The organism is Rheinheimera sp. 1928-s (assembly GCF_029269265.1).
GTDB lineage: Bacteria > Pseudomonadota > Gammaproteobacteria > Enterobacterales > Alteromonadaceae > Pararheinheimera.
Map to the genome: position 1 here is coordinate 344,282 of NZ_JARIXP010000004.1, position 23,740 is coordinate 368,021.

At 43.7% G+C, this 23,740-nt stretch carries 18 protein-coding genes; all 18 read right to left on the reverse strand.

Translation table 11 applies throughout. The features are described 5' to 3' along the window. Positions 1-53: 53 nt before the first annotated feature. The 18 genes from P3C17_RS11900 to P3C17_RS11985 all read right to left on the reverse strand — a co-directional run bounded on the left by P3C17_RS11900 (position 54) and on the right by P3C17_RS11985 (position 23,739). Positions 54-788: a hypothetical protein gene (locus P3C17_RS11900; protein WP_300929642.1), complete on the reverse strand. Its 735-nt coding sequence runs from the start codon at positions 786-788 to the stop codon at positions 54-56. Further along, positions 788-2,032 (reverse strand): O-antigen translocase, encoded by a 1,245-nt coding sequence (locus P3C17_RS11905; RefSeq protein ID WP_300929643.1) that lies wholly within the window; start codon positions 2,030-2,032, stop codon positions 788-790. Before P3C17_RS11905 ends, P3C17_RS11900 begins: the two co-directional genes overlap by 1 nt. Positions 2,033-2,034: 2 nt before the next feature. Beyond that, on the reverse strand, positions 2,035-3,153 hold the full coding sequence (locus P3C17_RS11910; RefSeq protein WP_300929644.1) for a DegT/DnrJ/EryC1/StrS family aminotransferase: 1,119 nt from the start codon (positions 3,151-3,153) through the stop codon (positions 2,035-2,037). Beyond that, positions 3,150-3,611, reverse strand: a complete 462-nt coding sequence (locus P3C17_RS11915; RefSeq protein WP_300929645.1) for an acyltransferase — start codon at positions 3,609-3,611, stop codon at positions 3,150-3,152. Before P3C17_RS11915 ends, P3C17_RS11910 begins: the two co-directional genes overlap by 4 nt. Beyond that, complete coding sequence (locus P3C17_RS11920) at positions 3,608-4,009, reverse strand: FdtA/QdtA family cupin domain-containing protein (protein ID WP_300929646.1); 402 nt, start codon at positions 4,007-4,009, stop codon at positions 3,608-3,610. Before P3C17_RS11920 ends, P3C17_RS11915 begins: the two co-directional genes overlap by 4 nt. After that, positions 4,006-4,887, reverse strand: a complete 882-nt coding sequence (gene rfbA, locus P3C17_RS11925) for a glucose-1-phosphate thymidylyltransferase RfbA (protein WP_300929647.1) — start codon at positions 4,885-4,887, stop codon at positions 4,006-4,008. The genes P3C17_RS11920 and rfbA overlap by 4 nt, the downstream gene beginning before the upstream one ends. 3 nt (positions 4,888-4,890) lie before the next feature. Then, positions 4,891-5,964 (reverse strand): dTDP-glucose 4,6-dehydratase, encoded by a 1,074-nt coding sequence (gene rfbB, locus P3C17_RS11930; protein ID WP_300929648.1) that lies wholly within the window; start codon positions 5,962-5,964, stop codon positions 4,891-4,893. Continuing rightward, positions 5,961-6,929: a Wzz/FepE/Etk N-terminal domain-containing protein gene (locus P3C17_RS11935; protein ID WP_300929649.1), complete on the reverse strand. Its 969-nt coding sequence runs from the start codon at positions 6,927-6,929 to the stop codon at positions 5,961-5,963. The genes rfbB and P3C17_RS11935 overlap by 4 nt, the downstream gene beginning before the upstream one ends. Before the next feature lie 186 nt (positions 6,930-7,115). Then, positions 7,116-7,607, reverse strand: coding sequence for a transcription/translation regulatory transformer protein RfaH (gene rfaH, locus P3C17_RS11940; RefSeq protein WP_300929650.1), 492 nt, complete (start codon positions 7,605-7,607; stop codon positions 7,116-7,118). Between the two features lie 12 nt (positions 7,608-7,619). Then, positions 7,620-10,400, reverse strand: coding sequence for an SLBB domain-containing protein (locus tag P3C17_RS11945; protein ID WP_300929651.1), 2,781 nt, complete (start codon positions 10,398-10,400; stop codon positions 7,620-7,622). A gap of 446 nt (positions 10,401-10,846) precedes the next feature. Then, positions 10,847-15,376, reverse strand: coding sequence for a choice-of-anchor U domain-containing protein (locus P3C17_RS11950; protein WP_300929652.1), 4,530 nt, complete (start codon positions 15,374-15,376; stop codon positions 10,847-10,849). Between the two features lie 134 nt (positions 15,377-15,510). Then, positions 15,511-16,641, reverse strand: coding sequence for a UDP-N-acetylglucosamine 2-epimerase (non-hydrolyzing) (gene wecB, locus P3C17_RS11955; protein WP_346015665.1), 1,131 nt, complete (start codon positions 16,639-16,641; stop codon positions 15,511-15,513). 118 nt (positions 16,642-16,759) lie between these two features. Then, positions 16,760-18,175 carry an MBL fold metallo-hydrolase gene (locus P3C17_RS11960; RefSeq protein ID WP_300929653.1) on the reverse strand — a complete coding sequence of 472 codons (1,416 nt, stop codon included), beginning with the start codon at positions 18,173-18,175 and terminating at the stop codon, positions 16,760-16,762. A 132-nt stretch (positions 18,176-18,307) separates the two neighbouring features. Then, complete coding sequence (locus P3C17_RS11965) at positions 18,308-21,022, reverse strand: hypothetical protein (RefSeq protein ID WP_300929654.1); 2,715 nt, start codon at positions 21,020-21,022, stop codon at positions 18,308-18,310. A 169-nt stretch (positions 21,023-21,191) separates the two neighbouring features. Next, positions 21,192-21,680: a DUF2802 domain-containing protein gene (locus P3C17_RS11970; protein WP_300929655.1), complete on the reverse strand. Its 489-nt coding sequence runs from the start codon at positions 21,678-21,680 to the stop codon at positions 21,192-21,194. Further along, positions 21,680-22,174, reverse strand: a complete 495-nt coding sequence (locus P3C17_RS11975; protein WP_053424550.1) for a chemotaxis protein CheW — start codon at positions 22,172-22,174, stop codon at positions 21,680-21,682. Before P3C17_RS11975 ends, P3C17_RS11970 begins: the two co-directional genes overlap by 1 nt. A gap of 40 nt (positions 22,175-22,214) precedes the next feature. Beyond that, positions 22,215-22,958 carry a chemotaxis protein CheW gene (locus P3C17_RS11980; RefSeq protein ID WP_300929656.1) on the reverse strand — a complete coding sequence of 248 codons (744 nt, stop codon included), beginning with the start codon at positions 22,956-22,958 and terminating at the stop codon, positions 22,215-22,217. Between the two features lies 1 nt (position 22,959). Beyond that, complete coding sequence (locus tag P3C17_RS11985) at positions 22,960-23,739, reverse strand: ParA family protein (RefSeq protein ID WP_233008846.1); 780 nt, start codon at positions 23,737-23,739, stop codon at positions 22,960-22,962. Between the last annotated feature and the right edge of the window lies 1 nt (position 23,740).

A 23,740-nucleotide genomic window follows, 5' to 3' on the forward strand; every position in this document is an offset into this window, starting at 1 on the left:
CTAATTTCAAACAAGCTGCAGCATTACCCTAATTATACAAATACAATTAAAAATCACCTTTTCCAGTTAACATCTGATGCTTTAATTTTTCCGGGGCAGCCAGCAATAAAAGATTTACTCGGATACTTTTTATTCAAATATGATTTAGCTCCTACAACTGAACCATTTCCAATACAAGTGCCAGGCCCGACAGATACACTTTCACTAATCCACACGTGGTCACCAATGGAAACAGATTCAATTCGTAAAGACCCGTTAAACTCATGTTGGCTACTGTCAGTTATATAGCAATTCCAAGATATTATGCTGCCTTCCCCAATAGTAACACTTTTGAAACATAAAATTATTGTGTCAGCAGTTATTCCTGAAGACTGATACTGTGCTCCACCTTTTATATTGAGCTTAGAGCTCTTAAATAACGAGATCTTGCAGTTATCACCGACAGTAAACGTATTTTCAATTTCGAGTATAGAGTCCTCAGCTAGATATAAACTTGTTGAACTGCCAGACCTCCATTTCTCGAATATCAAAGAACCATTTTTTATTATCGAAAATGCTCTTTTCTGGATAACCAACCTGACCCTGAAAACTCCATTACTAAAAAATACCTTAGGTAAAAAGCTAATCCCAAACAAACGAGCCGACAAAAAATAAGAATAAATAATCATTATCACAAAAATAAAAGGACCAAAAACATTATACTTCTTCATATAGATAAAGAATAAATATACTATATATGAAAATCCATTCCTTTCATTACCCATTTTTTTTATATAATTTAAAATCATTATTCCGGCCTAAACACAAACATTACAAGAACAAAAATAAAACACCCCAGGTAGTTAAACATATATGCCATTGAGGCTCCTTCCAAACCAAAATGCCTTACAAAATATGTAACAAAAAAATAAAATTGGAATGCGAAATAAACCTCAATAAACATAAACAATTTGAATCTAGCTTTGCTAAGAAAAAAATAACCGATTATAAAGCTCGCAATTTTAAAAACATCTCCAATCACTTGCCATAAGAAGAGAACTTCCATATCGGCGAATTCAGAGCTAAAAAGAAAACGGATTATGATTTCTCTAAAACAATAAATAATTACCCCACAGAGAATAGATAAAGGCATGATGAGCATGTAGCCATTAAATATTTCTTTATTAATTTTTATGGATTCCTTTAATTCTGAAAAACGGGGTAGAAAATAAACTGTAAGCGTTGTTGTTATCAGCATAAGATAAGCACTGCTTAGCCGCCACATAGCTTCCCAGTACCCGGCAGACTCCCAACCTAAAGTCTCCCCTAAGTGATTACGAATCAAAATGTGGCTAACTGGAACACAAGCCGCACCTGTTAATGCCATTGCTGTATATTTCGCTAAATTTTTAGCCGCTTTCTTATCAACTGCTCCAAATAGAAATCTTAGCTTGAACCAACTTGCTTTGTAACAAAGGGAGAAAGTGACGAAAAAAGTTAAAGACTGGTACACAGCCAAAGCTACCAAAGCGCCATATAAACCATATTGCATTGTCATTAAACTAGTCACGAACAGTGCAAACAGGCTGCCAGATATATTTGCAACAACATAACGGTGAATTTCTTTCTTACCGTTTAGAATTGCTAAAAGCAGCGTGTTAAATACAAAAAATACTAACGTTACAGCGAACCATAAAAAAACACCGCTGTAACTTTCATCTTTTAAAAACCACCCCGCTAACGACTTACTAAGTATTGCTACCGATATCCCCGCCAGCACAGCACCAGTTAGTGCAATAGTTCCTGCAGTTCGCCACACAGTTCGTTGCTTTTCTTCATTATCATGAAATTCAGCAGTATATTTAACGACACCTGTATTAATTGCACCACTGGCAAAGGTAGTTATCATTTGAACTGCGTTCTGGAACTGTCCAATTGCAGCATACCCTGCAGGGCCAACATAGATAGCCAGTACTTTGTTGATCCCCAACAAGGTCAGCATTTTGATAACTACTGCTATCCCATTTAGCAAGCTGGTTTTGATTAGAGTCAATTTTAACCTTTAAAACTATTGCAAGCGTTTACTACGACTTTAACCTGCTCGCCAGTCATCACAGGGCTAATAGGAAGACTTAGTACTTCGTTATGCATGTCAACTGTTAGCTTTAATTCTAATTCAGCCAACCCTTTATAAGCTTGCTGCTTATGTGGTGGAATAGGGTAATGTATTACTGTCTGGATCCCTGAATCTAACAAATGCTGCTGTAAAGCAGAACGGTTTTTGGTGCGGACTACAAACAAATGGAAAACATGGCTCTCTAAATTTTCCAAACTAACCCCTTTATTTATTGGTAGGCGAATTAAGGGGTTATTAATTTCATTGGCATAGGCTATAGCGACTTCACGACGACGTTGCATCTCAACATCTAAATGTTTCAGTTTCACAGTTAACAATGCAGCTTGTAATTCATCCAACCGGCTGTTTACGCCTTGATAAAGGTTTTCATATTTTTTATGGCTACCATAGTTGCCTAATGCCCGAATTGTTTGAGCTAATTCATCATCACTAGTAGTCACTGCACCAGCATCACCCAATGCGCCTAAATTTTTTCCTGGATAAAAACTAAAACCGGATGCATGCCCCCAGTTACCGGCTTTCTTACCTAAAATTGTAGCGCCATGAGACTGAGCTGAGTCTTCTAACACAAGAAGATTATGCTCTGATGCAATAGCCATAATCTCAGGCATTGCCGCTAACTGACCATACAGATGAACAGCAAGTATAGCTTTTGTGTTCTTGCTTATTGCTGACAAAATATTAGCAGGACAAATGTTGAACGTATGTGGATCAGGCTCAACAAGTACAGGCTTTAATTTATTCTCCGTAATAGCAAGAATGCTAGCAATGTAAGTATTGGCCGGTACAATAACTTCATCACCGTCTTTTAACTTACCGAGCACTTTCCAGGCACGTAGTACTAAAATAAGCGCATCAAGTCCGTTCGCAACGCCGATACAGTGCTTAGTTCCACAATAGTCAGCAAAACTCTGTTCGAATTTCTTTACTTCTTCACCTTGAATATACCAACCGGAATCGATTACACGCGTAGCAGCAGCTACCAATTCTTCACGATATACTGCGTTGACTTGTTTTAAATCTAAAAATGGGATCATTCTAAAAACCTGATAATTTTTGCAGGATTTCCAACAACTACAGCTTTAGCTGGAACATCTTTAGTTACAACGGAACCAGCTCCAATCATAGCTGACTCACCTATAGTGACACCTGGAAGTATTGTCGCATTGGCACCGATACTGGCAAAATCATTTACGGTTATACCAATAAAGCTTTCAGGGTATTCTTTTGACCTTGGGAATATATCATTAGTGAAAGTAACATTTGGACCAATAAACACATTTTTACCAATTCGTGTACCGTCCCATAACTGCACCCCAGACTTAACTGTAACGTTGTCACCAATAATCACATCACCTTCGATTAGGCTGTGGGCACAAATATTACAGTTACTACCAATCGAAGCACCTTTAAGGATAACGACAAATTGCCATACGTTGGTACCAACACCTATTTCGCATTTAGCTACATCAGCTAACTGGTGGATAAAACTCATTCTCTTACCTTCGCGCAAAAAAGCGAGTAGTCGCGGATGTAATCCGATTCATCATAATGCTCACTAGCTAAAACCAAAAGAACACAGTCAGCACTAAAATCATGCATCTCTCGCCAAACGTTGTTACCTATAAACAAACCTTTGTTGGAAGAATCTAGCCAGACTGATTCTCTAGAAATCCCATCATCTAATAGTAAACGGCACTTACCAGCTACACAAACGGCTAACTGCTGAAGGTTTTTATGCGCATGAAAACCTCGAGAAACACCCTGTTTTGTCTGTGAAATATAATAAACACGTTTTACTTCAAAAGGGATATGATTATTTGCCTCAATTGATACCAAAGAACCACGTTCGTCTCCTAAAGACTGTAGATCAATAAGATGTATTAAACTCATACCTTACCCTCAGCAACACCGAGTAAGTATTGACCATAACTATTTTTACTCATCAAAGTACCTGTTTCTATCAATTGCGCTCTGGTAAGCCAACCACGGTTGTAGGCAATTTCTTCTAAGCACGCAACTTTATACCCCTGGCGTTTCTCAAGTGTTTCAACAAATTGGGCAGCTTCCAATAAACTTTCATGCGTGCCTGTATCTAACCAGGCAAAACCTCGTCCTAGTAGCTCAACATTAAGTTCGCCTAATTCTAAATAGGCGTTGTTAACACAGGTTATTTCCAGTTCACCTCGCTGACTGGGAGTTACGTGTTTAGCTATTTCTATGACTCGATTATCATAAAAGTACAAACCGGTAACAGCAAAGTGCGACTTAGGCTCGATAGGTTTTTCTTCTATCGAAATAACTTTCATATCAGTATCAAACTCTACTACACCAAAACGCTCAGGATCTTTCACCTGATAACCAAAAACTGTTGCACCTTTGCCGTCTTTTGCTTTAGATACTGCTTCTTTAAGTTTTGGTGTAAACCCCTGACCATAATAAATGTTATCCCCTAAAACCAAACACACATCATCTTTACCAATAAAATCTTCACCAATAATGAACGCTTGAGCTAGACCATCAGGAGAAGGTTGTGCTTTGTAACAAAGGTTAATCCCAAACTGCGAGCCGTCTTTTAATAAACGCTGAAAGGCTGGCTGATCCTCAGGTGTAGTGATAATTAAAATGTCTCGAATACCGGCAAGCATTAGTACTGAAAGTGGATAATAAATCATGGGCTTGTCATAAATAGGCAATAGCTGCTTAGACACCCCCATAGTAATTGGATACAACCGAGTACCAGAGCCGCCAGCGAGTATGATACCTTTCATTTTCTAAACTCCCTGCCCTAAACGTTCTAATTGGTAACTACCGTCTAATACCGCTTGCCACCAGGTTTTGTTATCCAGGTACCACTGCACGGTTTTGCGTAAACCGGTTTCAAAGGTTTCTTCCGGCTTCCAACCAAGTTCACGATCTATTTTGCTGGCGTCGATGGCGTAGCGTAAGTCATGGCCGGGGCGATCCGTTACGTGAGTGATAAGTGATGAGTGTTTAGTGTTTTGTGGGAAACCACGTTCGTGCATTGGAGCAAGTTCGTCCATTAGCTCACAGATGGCATGCACCACTTCTATATTTTGTTTTTCGTTATGGCCGCCGATGTTATAGGTTTCGCCTACTTCACCTTTAGTTACTACCTTGTACAACGCACAGGCGTGATCTTCTACATACAGCCAATCGCGGATTTGATTACCCTTGCCATAAACTGGTAATGGCTTACCGGCTAAAGCATTTAAAATGATCAGCGGTATTAGTTTTTCCGGAAAATGATAAGGGCCGTAATTATTAGAGCAGTTGGTCACAATAACAGGTAAGCCATAAGTACGCTGCCAGGCCCGCACTAAATGATCAGAGCTGGCTTTACTGGCCGAATAAGGGCTACTTGGTGCGTAGGGTGTGGTTTCAGTAAACAAATCATCTGTGCCATGCAAATCACCGTACACTTCGTCGGTTGAGATATGATGAAAGCGAAAGGCGGCTTTACGCTCCTCAGGTAAGTCTTTCCAGTACTGACGAGCCGTTTCCAAAAGTACATAAGTACCAACAATATTAGTCTCAATAAAAGCTGCAGGGCCGTCAATAGAGCGATCAACGTGGCTCTCAGCTGCCAGATGCATTACTACATCGGGTTGGTGTTTATCAAATAAAACCCGCATCGCAGCAGCATCACAAATATCCGCACATTCAAACAGATAACGATTACTATCAGCAACAGTAGCTACCGAGTTTACATTGCCAGCATAAGTTAGTTTATCAATATTAACTACACTATCATCAGTCTGGTTAATCACATGACGGACAACCGCAGAACCAATAAAGCCTGCACCACCGGTTACCAAAATTTTCATATTTTATTGCCTGATTCTTTATTACTAAAATAACGCACTAGTACCACAAGTATCGACAACATGCCGCCTAGCATTACACCTAATATGCAAATTAATGCACGAGCCGGTTTATCCTTTTTCTCTGCCACCACTGCCGGATCCACTGTTTTAAATACATATTCTTCGCGTACATTGGCCAGCATTAGCGTTTTGGTTTGCTCTTCAATTAGTGAGAACAACATAGTGCGCATATCCGCAATATTGGTTTTTTCTAATTGGTCGGTTAAGTAAGCAATACTATTTTTGGCTTCGGTAAGGTCACGCTGGCGCATTTCATTATTAATTGCCTGTACCAGCCAGCTGGCCCACTGTTGCGCAATGTACGGCGAGTAATGTTGAATAGACAGCTTAACCATGCCGCTTTCTTTATCTTGTGACACTGAGAGCAGTTCTAACAATTCTTCGTGTGTTTCCAGCAAGCTTGGCTTGGGCTGAAATGGTGGCTTAACCTCGCGTACCCATTGCTTTGTTGCTACATCGTAGCTATCGGCGTCAATAACTAAACTGTTATCAGCACGGTTCCAGCCTTCTGCAGCCATAACGGGGATAAACAAGTCATGCTGCGTGATAAAGCGGCCGATAAATTCGCGTGATTTTAATACCTCTAGCGCCAGGCCGGTTTTATCACCGCCAGCCGTACCTAAATTAACCCCTGCCAAAGCTGCCAAACCACCAAGCTGACCGGGTATTTTCAAACCACTATCTTGAGATATTGGCGCCAACAATACTTCACTTTTATATATATTAGGTAAACTTAATGCATAAAATATTGATGCTAATGTGAATACAAAAGTAGTAGCTATAATAATTCGCTTACCTTGCCATATAGCGCTAAACAGCTCTCGTAAATCTATTTCATCGTCCACCGGATTATTTGCAAACCCGGCGTCGGTATTGTTTTTTAACATTGGATCGTTAGTTATCATATGCTCATACTTTAGATACGCTACCGCCCTTGGGTTACAGCCCCCAAAAGCTGAATGTTATCCCTAAGCTTCTGACGTTGCAGTGTGGTACTTTGTATCTCACCATTTAGCCTTACTCTATAGCGCTTTTGGTTTGATCCACTGAAACCTCTGTTACCAAGGGTATGTTTATGCTGTAAAAACTACTTAGTGAATTTCTGCTAATTGACTAAGGGCTACATTAGCAACCAGGTTTTGGCCTAACCATTCTAATAATACCAAACAGCGGTCTTGTGCTTTTGGCATTTGAAAAACTGCTGAAAAACCACTAAAAGGCCCTTCGGCAATTTGAACTTTGTCACCACTACAAAACAGAGGTTTTGTTACTTCACAACGCTGTACTTTTGCTATTTGATCGATCAAATTTTGAGGCACTACAGCTAACTGGCTACCAAAACGTACAAAATCTGCAACCCCTTTGGTATATCTCACCGAGCAAAGCGAAGCATCGCTATTTTTCGCCTGGATAAATAAATAGCGGGGAAAAAGCGGCTTAATGGCTGTTGTTATATGCCCAGCTTTTAGTTTTGCATTGCCATATGTAGGTAAAAACACAATAAAATCTTGATTCTGTAAATGCAGCTGCGCCAGCCGCTCTTGCCTTGGTTTGCTATATACCAAATACCAGTCTCGGGCCATTTCCTGCAGCCCTTAGAACGTATTTAAAGCAGCAATAGCAACAGCACTTTGATAAAAAATCTGAGTGAACTGGCCCCAAAGAGTTAGGTTATCCTTGTATTCTGTATCAACAGGAACGACTACTGTATCTCCTGGTTCCAACCCAATATCTTTCACTGCAAACCAACCATTCTGTTCAGGCATCATTACAGATCCGTCAGCCTTAATCACATAAACACGTTCGTCATCAGCACGTTTACGAGTGCCGCCTGCAAGCTTTAAATAATCATCAACCGAAAGATTTGGCTGAAATCTATGACTACTTGAATGTTGTACTTCACCTACTACAGATACAGTGTTGTCGATACGAGGTACATATAGCAGATCACCATTTTGAACCTGGACATCATAATCCGGCTGCCCAGCCAAAATAGAAGGTAAGTCGATGACTAAACGACCTATAGGAGGTTGGTCTTCCAACTGCTTAATCATAAATAATGCATCTTGCGGAGTGCTGCTCATGCCAGATTCAGACAAACCTTTAGTGGCTATGTCGGCTCGCAGTTGCTGTGCAAGCTTTTTGGTTTGTACCCGCTCACGCTCTTTTATATCTTCGCGGGTATAAATAGCACCCGCCATAAAAGCACTACGGTTTAAGCCGCCAGCGCGCTCTAATACATCAGATAAGGTTTCACCACGCTGAATAGTGTAGCGGCCAGGAAACTTCACCTCACCACGAATTTCAATGGTGCGATTAATATTCCAGTCAGGTATTGGGAAGACATTTAACCTGTCTCTTTGCTGCAAAGCCACAACATCTTCTTTGGAAAATACCTTATTTAAATCTATAGCGATGTTATTCACGGCTATGCTGTTGCTATCGGAAGCGATCACTGCACGAGTGAGCTCAGCTCGGCTTAAAAAAGCTGATTCAGTTAAGCCACTTGCCGCAGCAATTAAACTGACTACATTCGCACCTTCGGTTAATGGGTAATCACCTGGTACTTTGACTTCCCCATTCACAGAGATAATTAGTGGGTCGGTGCCACCGCGAACCTGCATTTTCAGTTTTTTCAGTATAGGGTAAAGTAGCTCTGTTCTATTAAAGCTGGCAGATAAAGCCAATATGTTTTTGTCACGGAATAACTGACTCATCATCCGTTGCATAATCGCAGGCAAAGCACCTCTGCCTAAATCTGGATTAGCAACAACTGCCCCCACAGAATTTTGGTTTGTTGTCGTTTGCGAATCGACAATGCGCAATTCACCTGCTGTTGACGATTTCCCGGCTTGCCCTTGCATTGCCTCGACTTGATTGTCATAACCCAACATACTTTGGAAAGCTTTAGAAGATAAATCATCTTCTGCTGTCCATTTTACATCGGCAGGCAAACTATAACGTTGTGTGATTTCTGCACGGATATAAGCATTTAACTTATCACGTTGTATGGTTTCGTTGGCATGATGAAATACCAAAATAAGATCGCGTGGTTTTAACTCAATGTTGGCTTCGCTGACTGGATGGTTAATTGCATTAGCTAAATTAAACTGTAGCACTTTAACATCACCAGCATTATTGATTTCTCGTACAACAAGGGCGTAATCCAGGTCGGCAGTTAAATGCACATCTGACCAAAAAGATTTAATCAAGTCGGAAACTTTAATACCTTGTTGCCAGGCATAAAAACCTGGGCGAACTACAGCACCAGCAATAGTGACTACATTTTCTATACGAGGTGAAGTTTCAGCTATACGCAAAACGTCACCGTCTCGTAATGCCATTTGACGGTTTACTGCATTGGTTAAATCTAAATTGATTAAATCGCGCAGGTTATTGCTGTTGTAACGTTCTAACACTACAGACTGAGGGTAAGCACCAGCTGTGGTGCCACCTGCCATACTCAATAAGGTATCTATGCTATCGCCGGATTTAATTTCATATATAGCAGCGCGTTTAATCTCGCCAGCAATTTGCACTGTAGCTTTCACTGGAGCAATGAAAACAACATCACCGTGCTGTAACTGCAAATCACCTGTGCTGTCGCCACGCAATAGTAAGTCGTATAAATCAAAACGACCTACGGTTTGGCCCGCCCTTTTTACTTGAATATCGCGTAAGCTGCCGATGTCAGATACACCACCAGCGACATATAAAGATTGAGTAACTGTAGTTAAAGCTGAAACCGCATACATGCCGGGAGTTTTTGCTTCACCAGCGACAAAAATATTGATGGTGCGTAATTTGCCCATAGTGACAGCAGCATCTACACCCATCATGGCTTCACGTACTTTATTGCTAATGATGCCAGACGCTTGACCTACTGTTAAACCGCTAATACTGACAGGGCCAATTTCAGGTAAATTTACAGTGCCATTGCGATCAACAATAAGCTCAGTGCTGCTGTTCTGTTTGCCAAATAATTGCAGCAACAGAATGTCATCCGGGCCTAATCTGTAGTTCTCTGGCACAGGTGCATTATCCACTGGAGCAAAAGTGCTGACCTTAGAATTAAACATCGCCATACCAAAGCGTTTTGTAGATGTGTTTGCAGTGACTGGAGTAGAGTCTGTAGTAGATGATTGTTGTACTGGTGCTGGTGCTGGCACCAGTACCTCGGGCTGTGCCTGTTGTGTTACTGCTGCTCCAGCTGAACCCGTGGGTAATTCTATACCGTATTGCTTAGCTAAACGCTGCTGCTCGGCAGGAGATAAATTTTGAAACTGCGCGATCATTGCAGGAGAAGGTGTCACAGCAGACACAGGCAAGGCAGTAAACAATGCAGCCAATACACAAGTTTTAAACAGTTTTAGCACGCTACAACTCCAGATATTATATTTGTTAGGTCCAGCAAAAACCCGTTTAGTTTACCTGCTTTGCTCGTTTTTCCAAGCAGAAACTGGATATACCTGATCATGACTGACTGCTCGATGAACAGTTATCAGACGCAATTTTTAATAATGCATTTAATAAACAAACAGTATCCAGCGGATCTTGTTCATTTTTAACGAGTTTATTTAAAAATACTAGGATGTCAGAAGTAAACCTGATGAGAATTCTGCACATCCTGATGCCAGTGGTCCTTAACGTTTTTTTAATACTTCAAAAAACCGCGGCGACTTTAGCTAATTCTGCTGTTTTTGTCTATCAAAATAACAGCCCAACAAGCCGGGATACGGAAGCTTGCCTTACATGAAATGGAGGGCAGATCACATCGTTAGCAGTTAACAATGTGATCTGACGCCATTTTGTTCGCAATAACTTAGTGGCTAAGCTGCTGTCGTATTTGCTTAACCGTTAAACCACGGCGCAAGGTAATGACCCACTCACCTTCTGTTGGCAGTGACCGCAACAAACGGCATTGCCCACTTGTTGCGATGTTGTGCAATAGCAGTGAGTTTAACTTGCCATGATGCATCAAGGTTGCACTGTCGAACTGTTGTGCAGGCCAATTCATACAGACCTCATTGCCTTTTAGCTGCACATCAACAGCAGGGCTATTTAATGCTATGCTTTGTTGTAACTTTATTTCTGCATTGCCGCGTTCAAAGCTCCAGCTTTGCTTGTCTGTAGCCAGTTGCAATTGTTTGATTTGCTTGTCAGGCAAGTAGCCATAGAAAAACTGCTGTTTAGCTTTGCCATGGCCAAGCTGTGGCAAATTCAATTCGGCATTAAAACGCTGACCCGAGATATCCTGCAGCACCACCTGCAGACGTTTTTCGGTAGTGGAGCGGCGGGAATGCTGAACCGGCATTAAATTTCGAATAGTTAACTGCCCAGCCTCATCAATGTGGCCGTCGATATACACAGCGCTATGTTCCGACGATTGCGCTGCTACATCAAAAGCAGGTGGAGGATTGTTTTGGATAAAATCCTGCACTTGCTCGTAGTTATAATCCGAGACATGCTGAGGCTGGCAGTAGCTCATCACGTCTGTGTAATCTTCAGGGGCCAGCAAGGTATCTGAAGTCAGGTTCAGGCCTACACTGCCGGTGGTCTCGGTGTTGTAGGGATAACTTAAATCAGAATCTTCTGGATCGCCACAATCTACATGTGGCCGGCCTAAATTATGACCAAGCTCGTGTGCGTGAATACCACTGCCTGAGTCATTATCAATACCTACCCCTGTTTTACCAGGGCGATAGGCTAAGCCTCCCTGGCCGCTGCCAACTTTTGAACCAGCTACATAGCCATAGAAATAAACATCTGACGATTGGTTTTCTGCCATGAAGGTTAAATCGTCCAACATGTCACCTAAATCTACCGGAGATGATTCTTCCACCACCAATGGTTCGGTCACTCTCAGTTCTACGGTATCAAAAGGCCAAAACGATTTTAAATCCTGATTTAGCACTGTGAGTTCAGGTACCACAGGTGCTAGGCCTTCCACCTCTATAGGCACTATATACATAGACAAAGTATTCACTTCAGCAAATGCAGGGCTAATTTGCTCTACTACTTGATTATCGACCAGAATATCTACGGATAAACCAGCAACCATATAGTTAGCAGGCACTATAACCTTATAGCTGCTATCCAGACTCGCATGGATTTTATCCCTGGGCAATTGCACTGGTGCTGTAGCGGCAAGCGTTACAGCATTACCAACAATGGGCGTTAATACAACGTCAACGTCCGGGATTGACGCATTAGCGTTGGCTGTGACGTGAATACGCAATAAAGCTTCTCTTTGAGCGACGAGTTTCGGATTTGTTTTGAGCACCACCTGGCCCCAGTCGTAACTGTCATAAGTGGCGATAGCAGCTCGATCAGAGGCGACCAGACGCTCAGCATCAGCCTGCACTTTTCCGCCTAAACCATCTTCAAAAACTACGGATGGCTTCACAGCTGAGCCGGCATAACTTAAGGCAAATGTGGTGTCCAGATCACAATTGTCAATTGCTTCTCTGGCTTCACGGGCTTGTTGCAAATCTAGATTAAAATGAATGGAACAGCGCCAGGCACCGTTATCCCAAGGATTAGTGACACTCCACACTAATTCCAGTTGTCCACCAGCTTCAGGAAAACTGGCGTCAAGGTTAGCTGTGGTATTGGAAACTGTATTTGGGCAACTGCCTTTGTTAAACACAGATTTATCATAAGCATCCACACTGACATCCAGCGCTTCTAGCTCGTTTATAGCTAACTGCGAACGCGAATAGCCCTTTAACGACAGGCAGCCGTATACCTGCACCCATTTTGTATTTTGATTGCGTATACCTGAGCTGACTACCGGCGTTAAATCCAGCACTTTGGTATCCGATAACTGCAGAGCGTATAGGTCTTGCCAGCCCGAGACGACTGAGATATCTGAAACGTCGGTACCCGACAAGTCGATAAACCGAATGTCCATGTTGCTCAAAGCGCTAATATCGTTAACCAGCGTGCCTGATAACCAAAGATCTTGTAAAGGACTGCCGGCCAAAGGTGTCAGATCAGCTACCTGAGTAAAATTCAGCCTCAGTTCGGTTAAAGGTAAGTCGGCAAGCGGTGTCAAATCTGATACCAGCGTAGAATTGAGCTGTAAGGTATGCAACGAAGTAGCAAATTCAAGCCCTGCTAAATCAAGAATGTCGACAGAGTTAGCACTTAGGCTGGTTAACAGAGCTAAATCTTCTGCTGTTAATTCATGCTCAACGGGTAAACTCAGTGTTTCTAAAATTGCCGCGGCCAGCAGTGGATCTGGAACTACACCACTGCCCTGCAGAGTAAAGCTCGCACTCACTGTACAAGGCGAAGTGATTTGTGAAGTCCGATACAGATTTCCCTGTAGTGCCCCTGCACATCCTTGCACTGAGTCGATGCCATAGCCGCCAGCAGGCGTAATAGTAAATTCAGCTTGCTGGGCATAATTGACCTGCAGGCTGCTTGGGCTGATCTGCCCCTGCCCTGTAAGCACTTCTGTTGATACCAGAATAGTTTGAATAGCCATCACTACGTTGACCTGGCAATTTGTTGTCAGAGCCCCAGTGGTATACACATAGTTGGTTGGATCGGACTCATTTAATGAGCCATCACAGCCTGTAACTGAGCTCAGGGTATAACCCTGGTCCGGAATAATACTAATGCTGATCTGTGTGCCATAAGCACCTACAGCGCTCATTGGGTCTATGGTGGCACCAGCATTAGATTGGACAGTGACAATCACTTGCTGCAGCTCAAAATCTACAACCAAAGTACAACTTTCAGTCAAAGACTCAATTTCATAGAGATTACCGTTTAAGGTCCCTGCACAACCTGTTGCTGATGCAATGGAATAACCTGAGTCAGGCATGAGTTCAAAACTAACGCTGTCTCCTGCCATACCGACATAACGCTGAGGTGAAACCTGCCCGCCTTCGTCACTTTGTACTGTGACTATTAAACTGTCCGCCGGGATAAAGCTTGCAGAAACACTACAAGCTGCAGTAATAGCACCAGTGGTATAGGTTCCACCGCTTAAGCTGCCTGCGCAGCCCGTTACTGAGTCGGTTTGAAAACCTTCGTCAGGTGTCAGCGTAAATTCGGTGCTATCGCCATAATTCACTGTTTGCTGGTTGGGGCTGATCCTGCCCCCTTCAGACTGAGTTGCAGTGACAACGAAACGGGCTACTTCCAAATCAACCTCAATATGACACTGGGCAGTAATAGGATCTGTGATATAGAGGGTGCCGTTAAGGGCTCCATCACAGCCTTCGGCACTGACATCGCTGATCTGATAGCCTGTTGGCACAGCAAGCTCGATGACAGCTGAAGTATTTTCCTCGGCCGATACCAGATTATAGATTGGCTGCAGGCCTGCTCCAGTCATATAAATAGTGATAGGGAAGAATGTCCCGGTAGACGAAGGCAACTGCGCAGCAATAGCAACGGGATCCTTGATATAGCCGTTTACCGTGAGGTCATCATCTCCTAATTCACCATCAGTCACAGACAAAGTAAGGCTGCGTCTGTTTTCTGAGAAGCTATATAAAGTTTCGTCAACTTCGTACCATTGTGGTTCTGCCCCAGCAGTTTGTGGGCCAAATTTCAGAACCACTGAACCTTCAGGAACCGGGGCTTCAAAACTAAGCACTACGCCAGCACTTGTACCCTCATCGCCTTTAACCAGCTCAAAATCAAATAAAGGATAAAGTGCATGGTAACCTTGTAACAAACTTACCGGAGAACCGGCTACATCGCTATCAGGGATAAAACCTACAGTGTCGGCACCAAAGGTCCAGCCGTTATCTTCTGTTACTTCAGCACCAAGTTGCTCCCCTGTCACTTCGTTGCTGCCTGCCACTGCGATAGGGTTAAAGCGGGCTTGTACTGTACAATTTGCTGTGACAGCGGCCGTTGTGTAAACAGCGCCATTGAGGCTACCGTCACATCCGGATACCGACTCAATTTCAAAATTAGTTGCGGGGCTTAGATTAAATGTTGTTGTGTCGCCGTAATTGACAGTACGGCTCGCTGGAGTAATTTGCCCTTCGCCAGCTGAGACCTCTGAGGTTACGGCGAAGGTTTTCAGCACAAAGGTTGCTGCTACAGTGCAATTTGCAGTGACAGGGCCCGTGGTATAAGTTTGCCCTGATAAAGTGCCTGCACAGCCTGTAACGCTTTGAATACTGTGGCTGTCTTCAGCTGTGACAGTAAAAGTGGCAGTTTGCCCGGAGTTAACGGTTCGGCTGACCGGGCTAATACCGCCACCAGTGCCAGCTGAAGCTTGAACTGTGTAGCTCGTTGGTGGCGGAGGGTTTTCATTACCTCCATCACCACCACCACATCCTGTTAGCAATAAAACTACAGCGACCAGCGTATAATTTTTCATCCTGAAGCTCCGTTCAATTCACCAAGCAACATTAGTTGAGGCAAAAAGAAGCTTCAAGTCAATACATTGAATTGCACTAATTAGCTTCAAAAATAACCAATTAATGCAACATACTGGCATTTTATTTAACGGGATTAAGACGCGTAAAGAGCTTGAATTGCCTCAATAATACGAGCACAAGCTTTGCCGTCGCCATAAGGGTTATGGGCATAACTCATTTGTTCGTAATAGGCTTTATCAGTTAATAATCGGCTGACTTCTTGCACTATCACATCTGCATCAGTGCCTACCAGTTTGACTGTACCAGCCGCTACTGCTTCAGGACGCTCTGTGGTGTCGCGCATCACTAATACAGGTTTGCCCAAAGATGGTGCTTCTTCCTGAATACCGCCCGAGTCGGTAAGCACTACTGTGCTGCGGCTCATCAGGTAAACAAAAGGCAGATAATCCTGGGGTTCTATTAAATGCACGTTGGACGTGTCGCTTAACAAACGAAATACAGGTTCGCGTACGTTAGGGTTTAAATGCACAGGGTAGACTACATCTGTGTCGGGGAATTGCTGGGCAATTTGTTTTAAGCCTGCGCAAATTTGCTCAAAACCATCACCAAAACTTTCGCGTCTGTGGCCTGTCACCAAAACTAAACGACGGCCGTTTAAGCCATAGGGGAATTGTTGCTCGAAGTTTTTGGTTAAATTAGCATCGCCATCAATTTTTGCCACCACCTGATGCAAAGCATCAATCACCGTATTGCCAGTCACCACTATGCCTGCAGCATCAATGTTTTCTTTCAGCAGGTTCTGTTTTGACGTCTCCGTTGGTGCGAAATGCAGTTTAGTCAAAGCACCAGTTAACTTGCGGTTGGCTTCTTCTGGCCAAGGGCTATAAATATTGCCAGTACGAAGCCCTGCTTCAACATGGCCTACTGCAGTTTTTTCATAATAACAGGCTAAAGCTGCAGCAAAAGTGGTACTGGTATCGCCATGTACTAACACTATATCGGGTTTGAAATCGCGTAAGACAGCTTTGATATTTAAAAGAATACTGGTGGTGACATCATATAAATCCTGACCAGCTTTCATAATAGCCAGATCGTAATCCGGAACTATGTTAAACAGCTTCAGCACCTGATCCAACATTTCTCTGTGTTGGCCCGTCACACAAACTTTGCTTTCAATGCCCGGGGTTTCTTTTAACAAATTAACCAGAGGTGCCATTTTGATGGCTTCGGGTCTGGTACCAAACACACTCAATACTTTGATCATCACTACATCCATTTGAATGAAACTGAAACTGCTGAAATGGTATCAGAATTTATCTTGTGGCGGCAGAGTAAAACAGGCTGGCTGAACACTAACTTAAGTAATTTAGGTCAGAGTACAATTAACCTATCACCACATTATGGCCTCTGGCTTCCAACTGCTTTTTCAGTTCAAGTTTTGCTTCTGTATCGCCATGCACTAAGCGGATTTGTTCAGGTGCTTTGTGCATCTGCCCGACAAAATGCAATAAGTCTTGTTGGTCGGCATGAGCAGAATAACCACTAAGTTGTAGCACTTCAGCCAGTATTGGGTAGTTCTCACCATCGAGTTGCAGATAACCCCCTGTTTTTGCATACTTAAGTAATGCAGCCCCCGGAGTTCCACGCGCCTGATAACCCATAAACAAAATTTGATGGCGCTGTGAACCTAACAATGCCTTCAGATAGTTCACAACCCTGCCGCCAGCACACATACCGCTGGCAGCTATCACTATCGCTGGCCTGCCAGTATCTGCTAAATGTTGGACTACTTTTTGGTGATCATCATGACTTTTCACGGTCAAGAGTTGTTCAAACTGCAATGGGTGCCGTCCACTTTGTACTCTCTGTTTTGCTTCGTCATCCCAGAACTGTTTTAACTCTTTGTATACAGAGGTAAAGTCAGCGGCCAGGGGCGAATCGACAATAATATCCAGTTGCTCCCAGTTCAGCTCTTGATGAATAACCTGGCCCTGCATACGATGAATAATATCTTCCAACTCGTACAACAATTCCTGAGTGCGACCTATGCTAAACGCAGGGATCAGCACTGTGCCATTATCACTCAGTGCTTTTTCCAATACCTGCTGTAAGCGCTGCTGCCGGTTTTTACGGTCTTGGTGATTTTTATCACCATAAGTGCTTTCAAGCACCAATAAATCAGCATCTTCAAGTGGTGTTGGATCAGGCAATAATGGTGTATCACGGGCTCCCAAATCGCCCGAAAAAACAGCTTTGTACAAGCCTGACAGTTGATCCGGATCTACAGCTGGGATTTGATGACGAATTTCTACGTAAGCCGAACCTAAAATATGTCCAGCGTTCTGAAAACAAACCTGCACACCTGATAAGCTCCCTTCTAATTCATACCAGCAGTTATAGTCACAAGGCCGCAGTTGACGTGATACTGCATTGAGAAAACCACTGATCAGTTTTTTATCTCTGGTGATGCCCATTTTTAATGCGTCTTCTAACACCAGCGGCAGCAGTACTGCTGATGCTTTGCTGCAATAGATTGGTCCTTGAAAACCTGCGGCTATCAGATAAGGAATACGACCGGCGTGATCAATATGCACGTGAGTAAGCAGCAGCGCCTGAATACCATCGAGAGGAAAATCAATTTGAGCACAATCGGCACCAGCTTTGCCCCTGCCCTGCTCTACGCCTTGAAACAAGCCACAATCGATCAGAACGCTTTGTTGTTCGTTGAAAAAATACTGATGGCAAGAACCTGTAACTCCGTCAACAGCACCATGATGGATAAGAGTTGGGTGATACATAGCTTAGCCCCGGCATGGGTCATCCTTGTACAAAAACTATAGCCATTTAGTTAAAAAAGACCACAACATGAAGTGATAACTGAAAAAAAGCCCGGGCAACAAAAACCCGGGCTTTTTAATCTCAAGGCTAGATTACAAACCTGAGTGTTGTTGCTCAGTAGGTTCCAGCACTACACGTACTACTGGTTTTTCAATTACGGCAGCGTTGCTGGTCGATTTTGAAGAAACAGTAGAAGCGCTTTCTGGAGTGATTGCTGTTTCATTCCAGTAATCAAAGGATATTTCTTCGTACATATTAATCCTTGGTCCGAGGCCATTCACTATGTACCAGGGAGATGTACTGCTATTTCTGCGCTGCTCTACTTCAAATACGTAAATACGAGGGCCTAAATTACCGTCACCAGATTTTAATAAGCGCCAGTCACGTTTGTTACACACCAGCGTTTGATCATCTCCACACATTGCACGATTAAGACTCACGATAGTTTCGTTGTCAGAGACTTGTTCTTTTGTCCAGTTCAGCGCAAGGTTAAACATAGGTTCAAAAACAGGGGGAGAGGTCTGGTAGTTAAACATTTGATAACCGGTACCATCTTCCAAAGTTTGCCAGCCGAAGTAACCAGAACCGTTATTCCACAATAAATTACCATCTTTCCAGGAGTTTTTAGTCCAGGTATTAATAGTGGTATTCCAGTACATGTCTTCAGGATTGGTATGGTCAAAGGTTTTAAAATCACTACCATCCAGGATCAGCGCATAATCGGCTTCAGCGGCAACTAAACTGCCCTCTGCATTATAAGACGAGCTAAACACCTGCACATCTGTACCTAATTGGTCCAGCTTGATGACCTGAACACTGGCGCCATCGCTAAAGGTAACTACAAAGGTGCCTTGTTCATTTACTTCCCAAACAAAGCTCTTATCCAGCTCCAATGCTATACCAGTGCCGTCGGCATTGATTTCAAATATGTCAGCGAACATACCTGCGTAGCCTAAATCCGGGTCACCGGCATAGTAATAGTGTTCAAACACCCAGTCTCCCGCCATATCAGCTTCGGTGAATTTAACGTCACCTAATTTATCTGCATTACGCAGCAACTGATCTGAAGTGGTTTCCAGCGTAATACCCTGAGTAGAAATGATAGTGCCTCCAGGTAGCTGCACCGGCGTCAGAACTTCAAGCACTGAAGAGGTGATGCGATAAGTATCTATTTTCTCACCTTCAATGATTCGCTTCATTGAAGCCGCAGATGGAATACGTCTCACCTCGACCTGATTAAACCCGGCACCACGCAGTTGTGTCACCTGCTCCTGAGTTAGGCCTGCCACACCGACCGCAGTCGTCGGATAAGAATAAGGGCCTGAATCTCCGGTGTAACTTAACTCAATGACGCCATCTATCAGTTCCCAGTCAAACTCATCGACACCGCGGCCATAAGTTTCTGCACCTGTACCATCGGCATTGAAGTCATATCTGTTCCCACCACGGGATAAGAAACCTTCAGCTGCGGGGAATACTTCAAAGTAAGTATTAGCTAAACTGCTTTCATCCACAGGAGGAGTTAACTCAGGATCGGCGATGATTTCCGCTATAGTGGTCGTGATAATACCTGGTGTTGTAACTTCAGCTGCAGCGACGTAACTGTTGTACGCTTCTGTATTGGTCAGCAGTTCAAGCACATTGGTCACACCATCAGGCAAAGCAAAAGCGCCGCCTTGTGCAATAAGCTTTACCACTGCCGCAGCTTCAATAAGCTCATCAGGACTTACCGATTTTTCTACCAGAGTAAAGCTACTCAGATCAGCAGGAGCAACGCCACCATTCCCGGTAATAATCAGCGAATACAAAGCCGTTGATACCGCATTAATAGCGATATTGTTTGAGCTATCGGCTTCAGCCATGGGTGAAGAACCAAGTAAGCTGGCAAATACAGACGACACTTTCGCGACCACAGATGACGGTACTACAACCGCAGCATCTGCCGTCAGGTTTGGCACAAACTTATAGAACTCCAGGCCAGTTACCGTAGCAGAGCGTGCAGTGATATTGGCAAATAAGTTGGTTTCATCATCATCAGCTTGTAACGGTAAACTGAAAACACCTGCTGCGTCAGCCGTTGTGCTAAAGGTTTCACCCGCCAGTACGCCACTGATTTGGGCATTGGCGAAGGACGCATCAGACACAGTTCCTGACAGGGTAAAGGTTGTCATCATCTGAGTGACGGTAACCACACCTGCGACTGATGATGTTTCTTCATCGTCATCTGTGACTGTGACACTAAAAGCTAATTCTGTATCTTCCGTGACACTGGGAGCAGTAAAGCTGAGCGCTGCGGTATCAGCGCCAGTCAGAGTGACGGCCGGGCCTGCGGTTTGTGTCCAGTTATAGGCCGTAATCTCGCCATCTGTGTCTGTTGCAACAGCAGTAAGGGTGACAGCTGATTTTTCAGCTGCACTTTCAAAGGCAGCTGTAACAGCGGGCAGAATATTATTGGCAATATTGACAGTAACATTGGCCGTTGCTGTTTGATCACTACTGTCGGTGACGGTTACGCGCAATACGGCGGCCGCATTGGCATCCACAGCAGGGGCAGTGGCAGTCACAGTGGACGTTGAGGCGTTGCTAAGGCTGAGCGTAGGTCCTGATACCTGGGTCCAACTGTAGCTGATAATTCCATCATCATCTGTTGCTGTGGCAGCTATGGTGGTTGTTCGGTTTTCTTTTAATGCAACTGCTGCTGCAACTGACACTGTTGGTAATTCGTCTTTATCATCCGAACCACATCCCGCTAATACTGCAAATGCGAGCATACTGAGTGAGATGTGACCTAAGATCTTGTTTTTCATAGTGACTCCTTGGGGAAATCCCAAAGTCAGTCTAATCAAAACTGGTTATTTATCCAGCAAAATAAAATTATTCCCGATAGCACAAATAAAGGTGACAATATTGTAAATATGAATAATTTGATAAAAACGAAACAAATTAACAATTCGTCATTAATACTAACTAAAAGGCTTATTTAGATTGCTTATGCAGGTTAAAAAGCAGTTCGGCTTCCGCCTGAGGTAGTTCACATTCGAGCATAATTTCATCCAGGCTGGCACCCAAATGAACCATTTTCATCGCTCTGCTGTAAATTTTTGATTCCGGATCAAACAAATGCAGAGATTTTTGTTGTTCAGCCAGTTCAGCGACCTGCTGCATTCCCTGGCCTAAATGGCTTTCCATAGTTAACACACGCTGGCCTACACCAATCACGGTCGAGCGTAACTCTTCTACATCCTGATAGGCACGTTTGAGCTGCTGTGCCTGTTGTTCCAATTGCTGACTCACTAGTTCAAGGTTTTGTTGCTGCTGCCAACTGGCCGCAGCGTTTTCGTTGATAATAGTCAGCAGCTTCTTCGTTTGACGAGAAGCAACAACAGCCATCACTACAGAAAGCAATAAAATGGCTGCGATCCCCAGCAGCCATATCCATGAAAATTCAGTCAGAAAATTAGCCATTAAATGCTACGGATCTCTTCCCATTCATCATCAGACAGCAGCTTATTCAGATCCACCAGGATCAATAACTCGCCATCACGGTTCGACACGCCCTGAATAAATTTAGCGCTTTCGTCTGTACCTACGTTTGGAGCTGTATCAATTTCGGACTGCTTCAGGTAAACCACTTCAGCCACGCTGTCGACCATAATGCCAATGACCTGACGCTCAGATTCAATGATTACAATACGGCTGTTGTCAGTGACTTCTGACGGCGGTAAACCAAAACGGGCACGGGTATCTATCACTGTGACCACGTTGCCACGCAAATTGATAATACCCATCACATAATCTGGTGCGCCAGGAACCGGAGCTATGTCTGTATAGCGCAAAACTTCCTGCACCTGCATGACGTTAATACCGTAGGTTTCTTCCTGCAGTTTAAAGGTCACCCATTGCAGCACTAAGTCTGTGACTTCTTTAGTTTTAGCGGATTGTGCTGTTAAATTACTCATGCCGAGCTCCTACCCAGAAGTTAAATACCTGTACTCTTACTCAGTGCTGACTGTTCATTCCCTTTGCCAATAAGGCAATCAGGGCATCGACATCCAGCAAAGCACACATATGTTCTTTAATTAAACCAGCGAGCCATGGCCTTTTGCCTTCGGTCTCCCGCCACTTTACTTCGTCTTGCTCTAAGGCAATTGTGTTGACCAAAGTATCACAAGCCAGGCCCCAATGGCTATTGCCCAGCATAATAACATATTGATAGTTTAGCTTTTCTGCCAGCTCTTGGTCATATTTTTCTGGCATCACCCAAAGCGCTGTATCGACCACATTAATTTTTTGTTCGCGGTACAACATCACGCCTTTGAGCCATTCAGGCTGACCTGGTAAAGAGTTAATGGGCATGACTTTGTGAATGCCACCCAAGGCTTTTAGTGGCAAGGCGATTTTTAAACCCGCCACAGTAAAAAACAACGCCTGAAAACGACCTTTTCTGTACTCTTTCACCACTGGCGCAGCTTTGACTACAGGAGCTGCAGGAGCCACTTTGACCTGTTCAATAACAGGAGCCACTGGAACGACAACTGGCGCTTTCACAACTGGAGCTGTCACTGGCGCCACAACTGCAGGTTTTGCGATCACCGGTGCTTTAACAGGAGCTGATACCGGAGCCAGCAGTTCATTCAGTTGTTGTTTTTTCGCTTGCTGAATAGGCGTTTCGACCACGTCATCGGTCAATAAAGCATTTAAATAATGCTTCATGACTTTTTGGCTGGCTTGTAAATCGCTCATCTTAGTTCTCCGGTGCTAACTGCAATAAATAGGTTAGCAGCGTATTGTAAGCAAACACACCTCGCGATTTAGGCGCGAATACAGGCGGAGGGGTCTGAGCCAGGCTAGCGTCCCGGAATTTAGTGTCGATAGGGATCACTGCAGACCATACACGCTCCTGATATTGAGCTTTTAAAGCCTTGTAAGCATCTAAGGAGGCTTTGGTTCTTTTGTCGTACATAGTCGGCACTATGGTAAAGGCATAATCCTGCGGCGATGAACTATGCATCAGTTGCATAGTGGCAATCATCCGATCCAGGCCTTTTAAAGCCAGAAACTCAGTTTGTACCGGTATTAAAATGCGGTCGCAGGCAGCCATGGCGTTGACCATCAGCACACCAATGACCGGAGGGCAGTCGATCAGCACATAGTCATAATCGTTTTCAATTTTTTGCAGGGCTTTTTTCAGAATAAGGCCCATTCCACCTTGCTGACCATGAGAGCGGTCTAAAGTAGCCAGTGCCATAGAAGTCGGCAGAATATCCAGATTAGGCATACCACTTGGGCACATAGACTGCAGAATTTCTTCGCCGGTAATATCTTTACCGCGCAGGAAAATATCGTACACACTGACTTCCAACTCTTCAGCGTCAATACCGAAGTAATAGGTCAGTGAGCCGTGAGGGTCAGTATCGATCAGTAAAACGCGATGACCGCGCTGTGCAAGCAAAGCGCCTAAGGTTACTGTAGTGGTAGTTTTTCCAACTCCACCCTTTTGATTTGCAATAGTCCAAACAACCAAT

Coding starts and splice junctions, on each gene's coding strand:
- P3C17_RS11900 (WP_300929642.1), bottom strand. CDS start 788: ATGATTTTAAATTATATAAAAAAAATGGGTAATGAAAGGAATGGATTT.
- P3C17_RS11910 (WP_300929644.1), bottom strand. CDS start 3,153: ATGATCCCATTTTTAGATTTAAAACAAGTCAACGCAGTATATCGTGAA.
- P3C17_RS11915 (WP_300929645.1), bottom strand. CDS start 3,611: ATGAGTTTTATCCACCAGTTAGCTGATGTAGCTAAATGCGAAATAGGT.
- P3C17_RS11920 (WP_300929646.1), bottom strand. CDS start 4,009: ATGAGTTTAATACATCTTATTGATCTACAGTCTTTAGGAGACGAACGT.
- rfbA (WP_300929647.1), bottom strand. CDS start 4,887: ATGAAAGGTATCATACTCGCTGGCGGCTCTGGTACTCGGTTGTATCCA.
- rfbB (WP_300929648.1), bottom strand. CDS start 5,964: ATGAAAATTTTGGTAACCGGTGGTGCAGGCTTTATTGGTTCTGCGGTT.
- P3C17_RS11935 (WP_300929649.1), bottom strand. CDS start 6,929: ATGATAACTAACGATCCAATGTTAAAAAACAATACCGACGCCGGGTTT.
- rfaH (WP_300929650.1), bottom strand. CDS start 7,607: ATGGCCCGAGACTGGTATTTGGTATATAGCAAACCAAGGCAAGAGCGG.
- P3C17_RS11950 (WP_300929652.1), bottom strand. CDS start 15,376: ATGAAAAATTATACGCTGGTCGCTGTAGTTTTATTGCTAACAGGATGT.
- wecB (WP_346015665.1), bottom strand. CDS start 16,641: ATGATCAAAGTATTGAGTGTGTTTGGTACCAGACCCGAAGCCATCAAA.
- P3C17_RS11960 (WP_300929653.1), bottom strand. CDS start 18,175: ATGTATCACCCAACTCTTATCCATCATGGTGCTGTTGACGGAGTTACA.
- P3C17_RS11965 (WP_300929654.1), bottom strand. CDS start 21,022: ATGAAAAACAAGATCTTAGGTCACATCTCACTCAGTATGCTCGCATTT.
- P3C17_RS11970 (WP_300929655.1), bottom strand. CDS start 21,680: ATGGCTAATTTTCTGACTGAATTTTCATGGATATGGCTGCTGGGGATC.
- P3C17_RS11975 (WP_053424550.1), bottom strand. CDS start 22,174: ATGAGTAATTTAACAGCACAATCCGCTAAAACTAAAGAAGTCACAGAC.
- P3C17_RS11980 (WP_300929656.1), bottom strand. CDS start 22,958: ATGAGCGATTTACAAGCCAGCCAAAAAGTCATGAAGCATTATTTAAAT.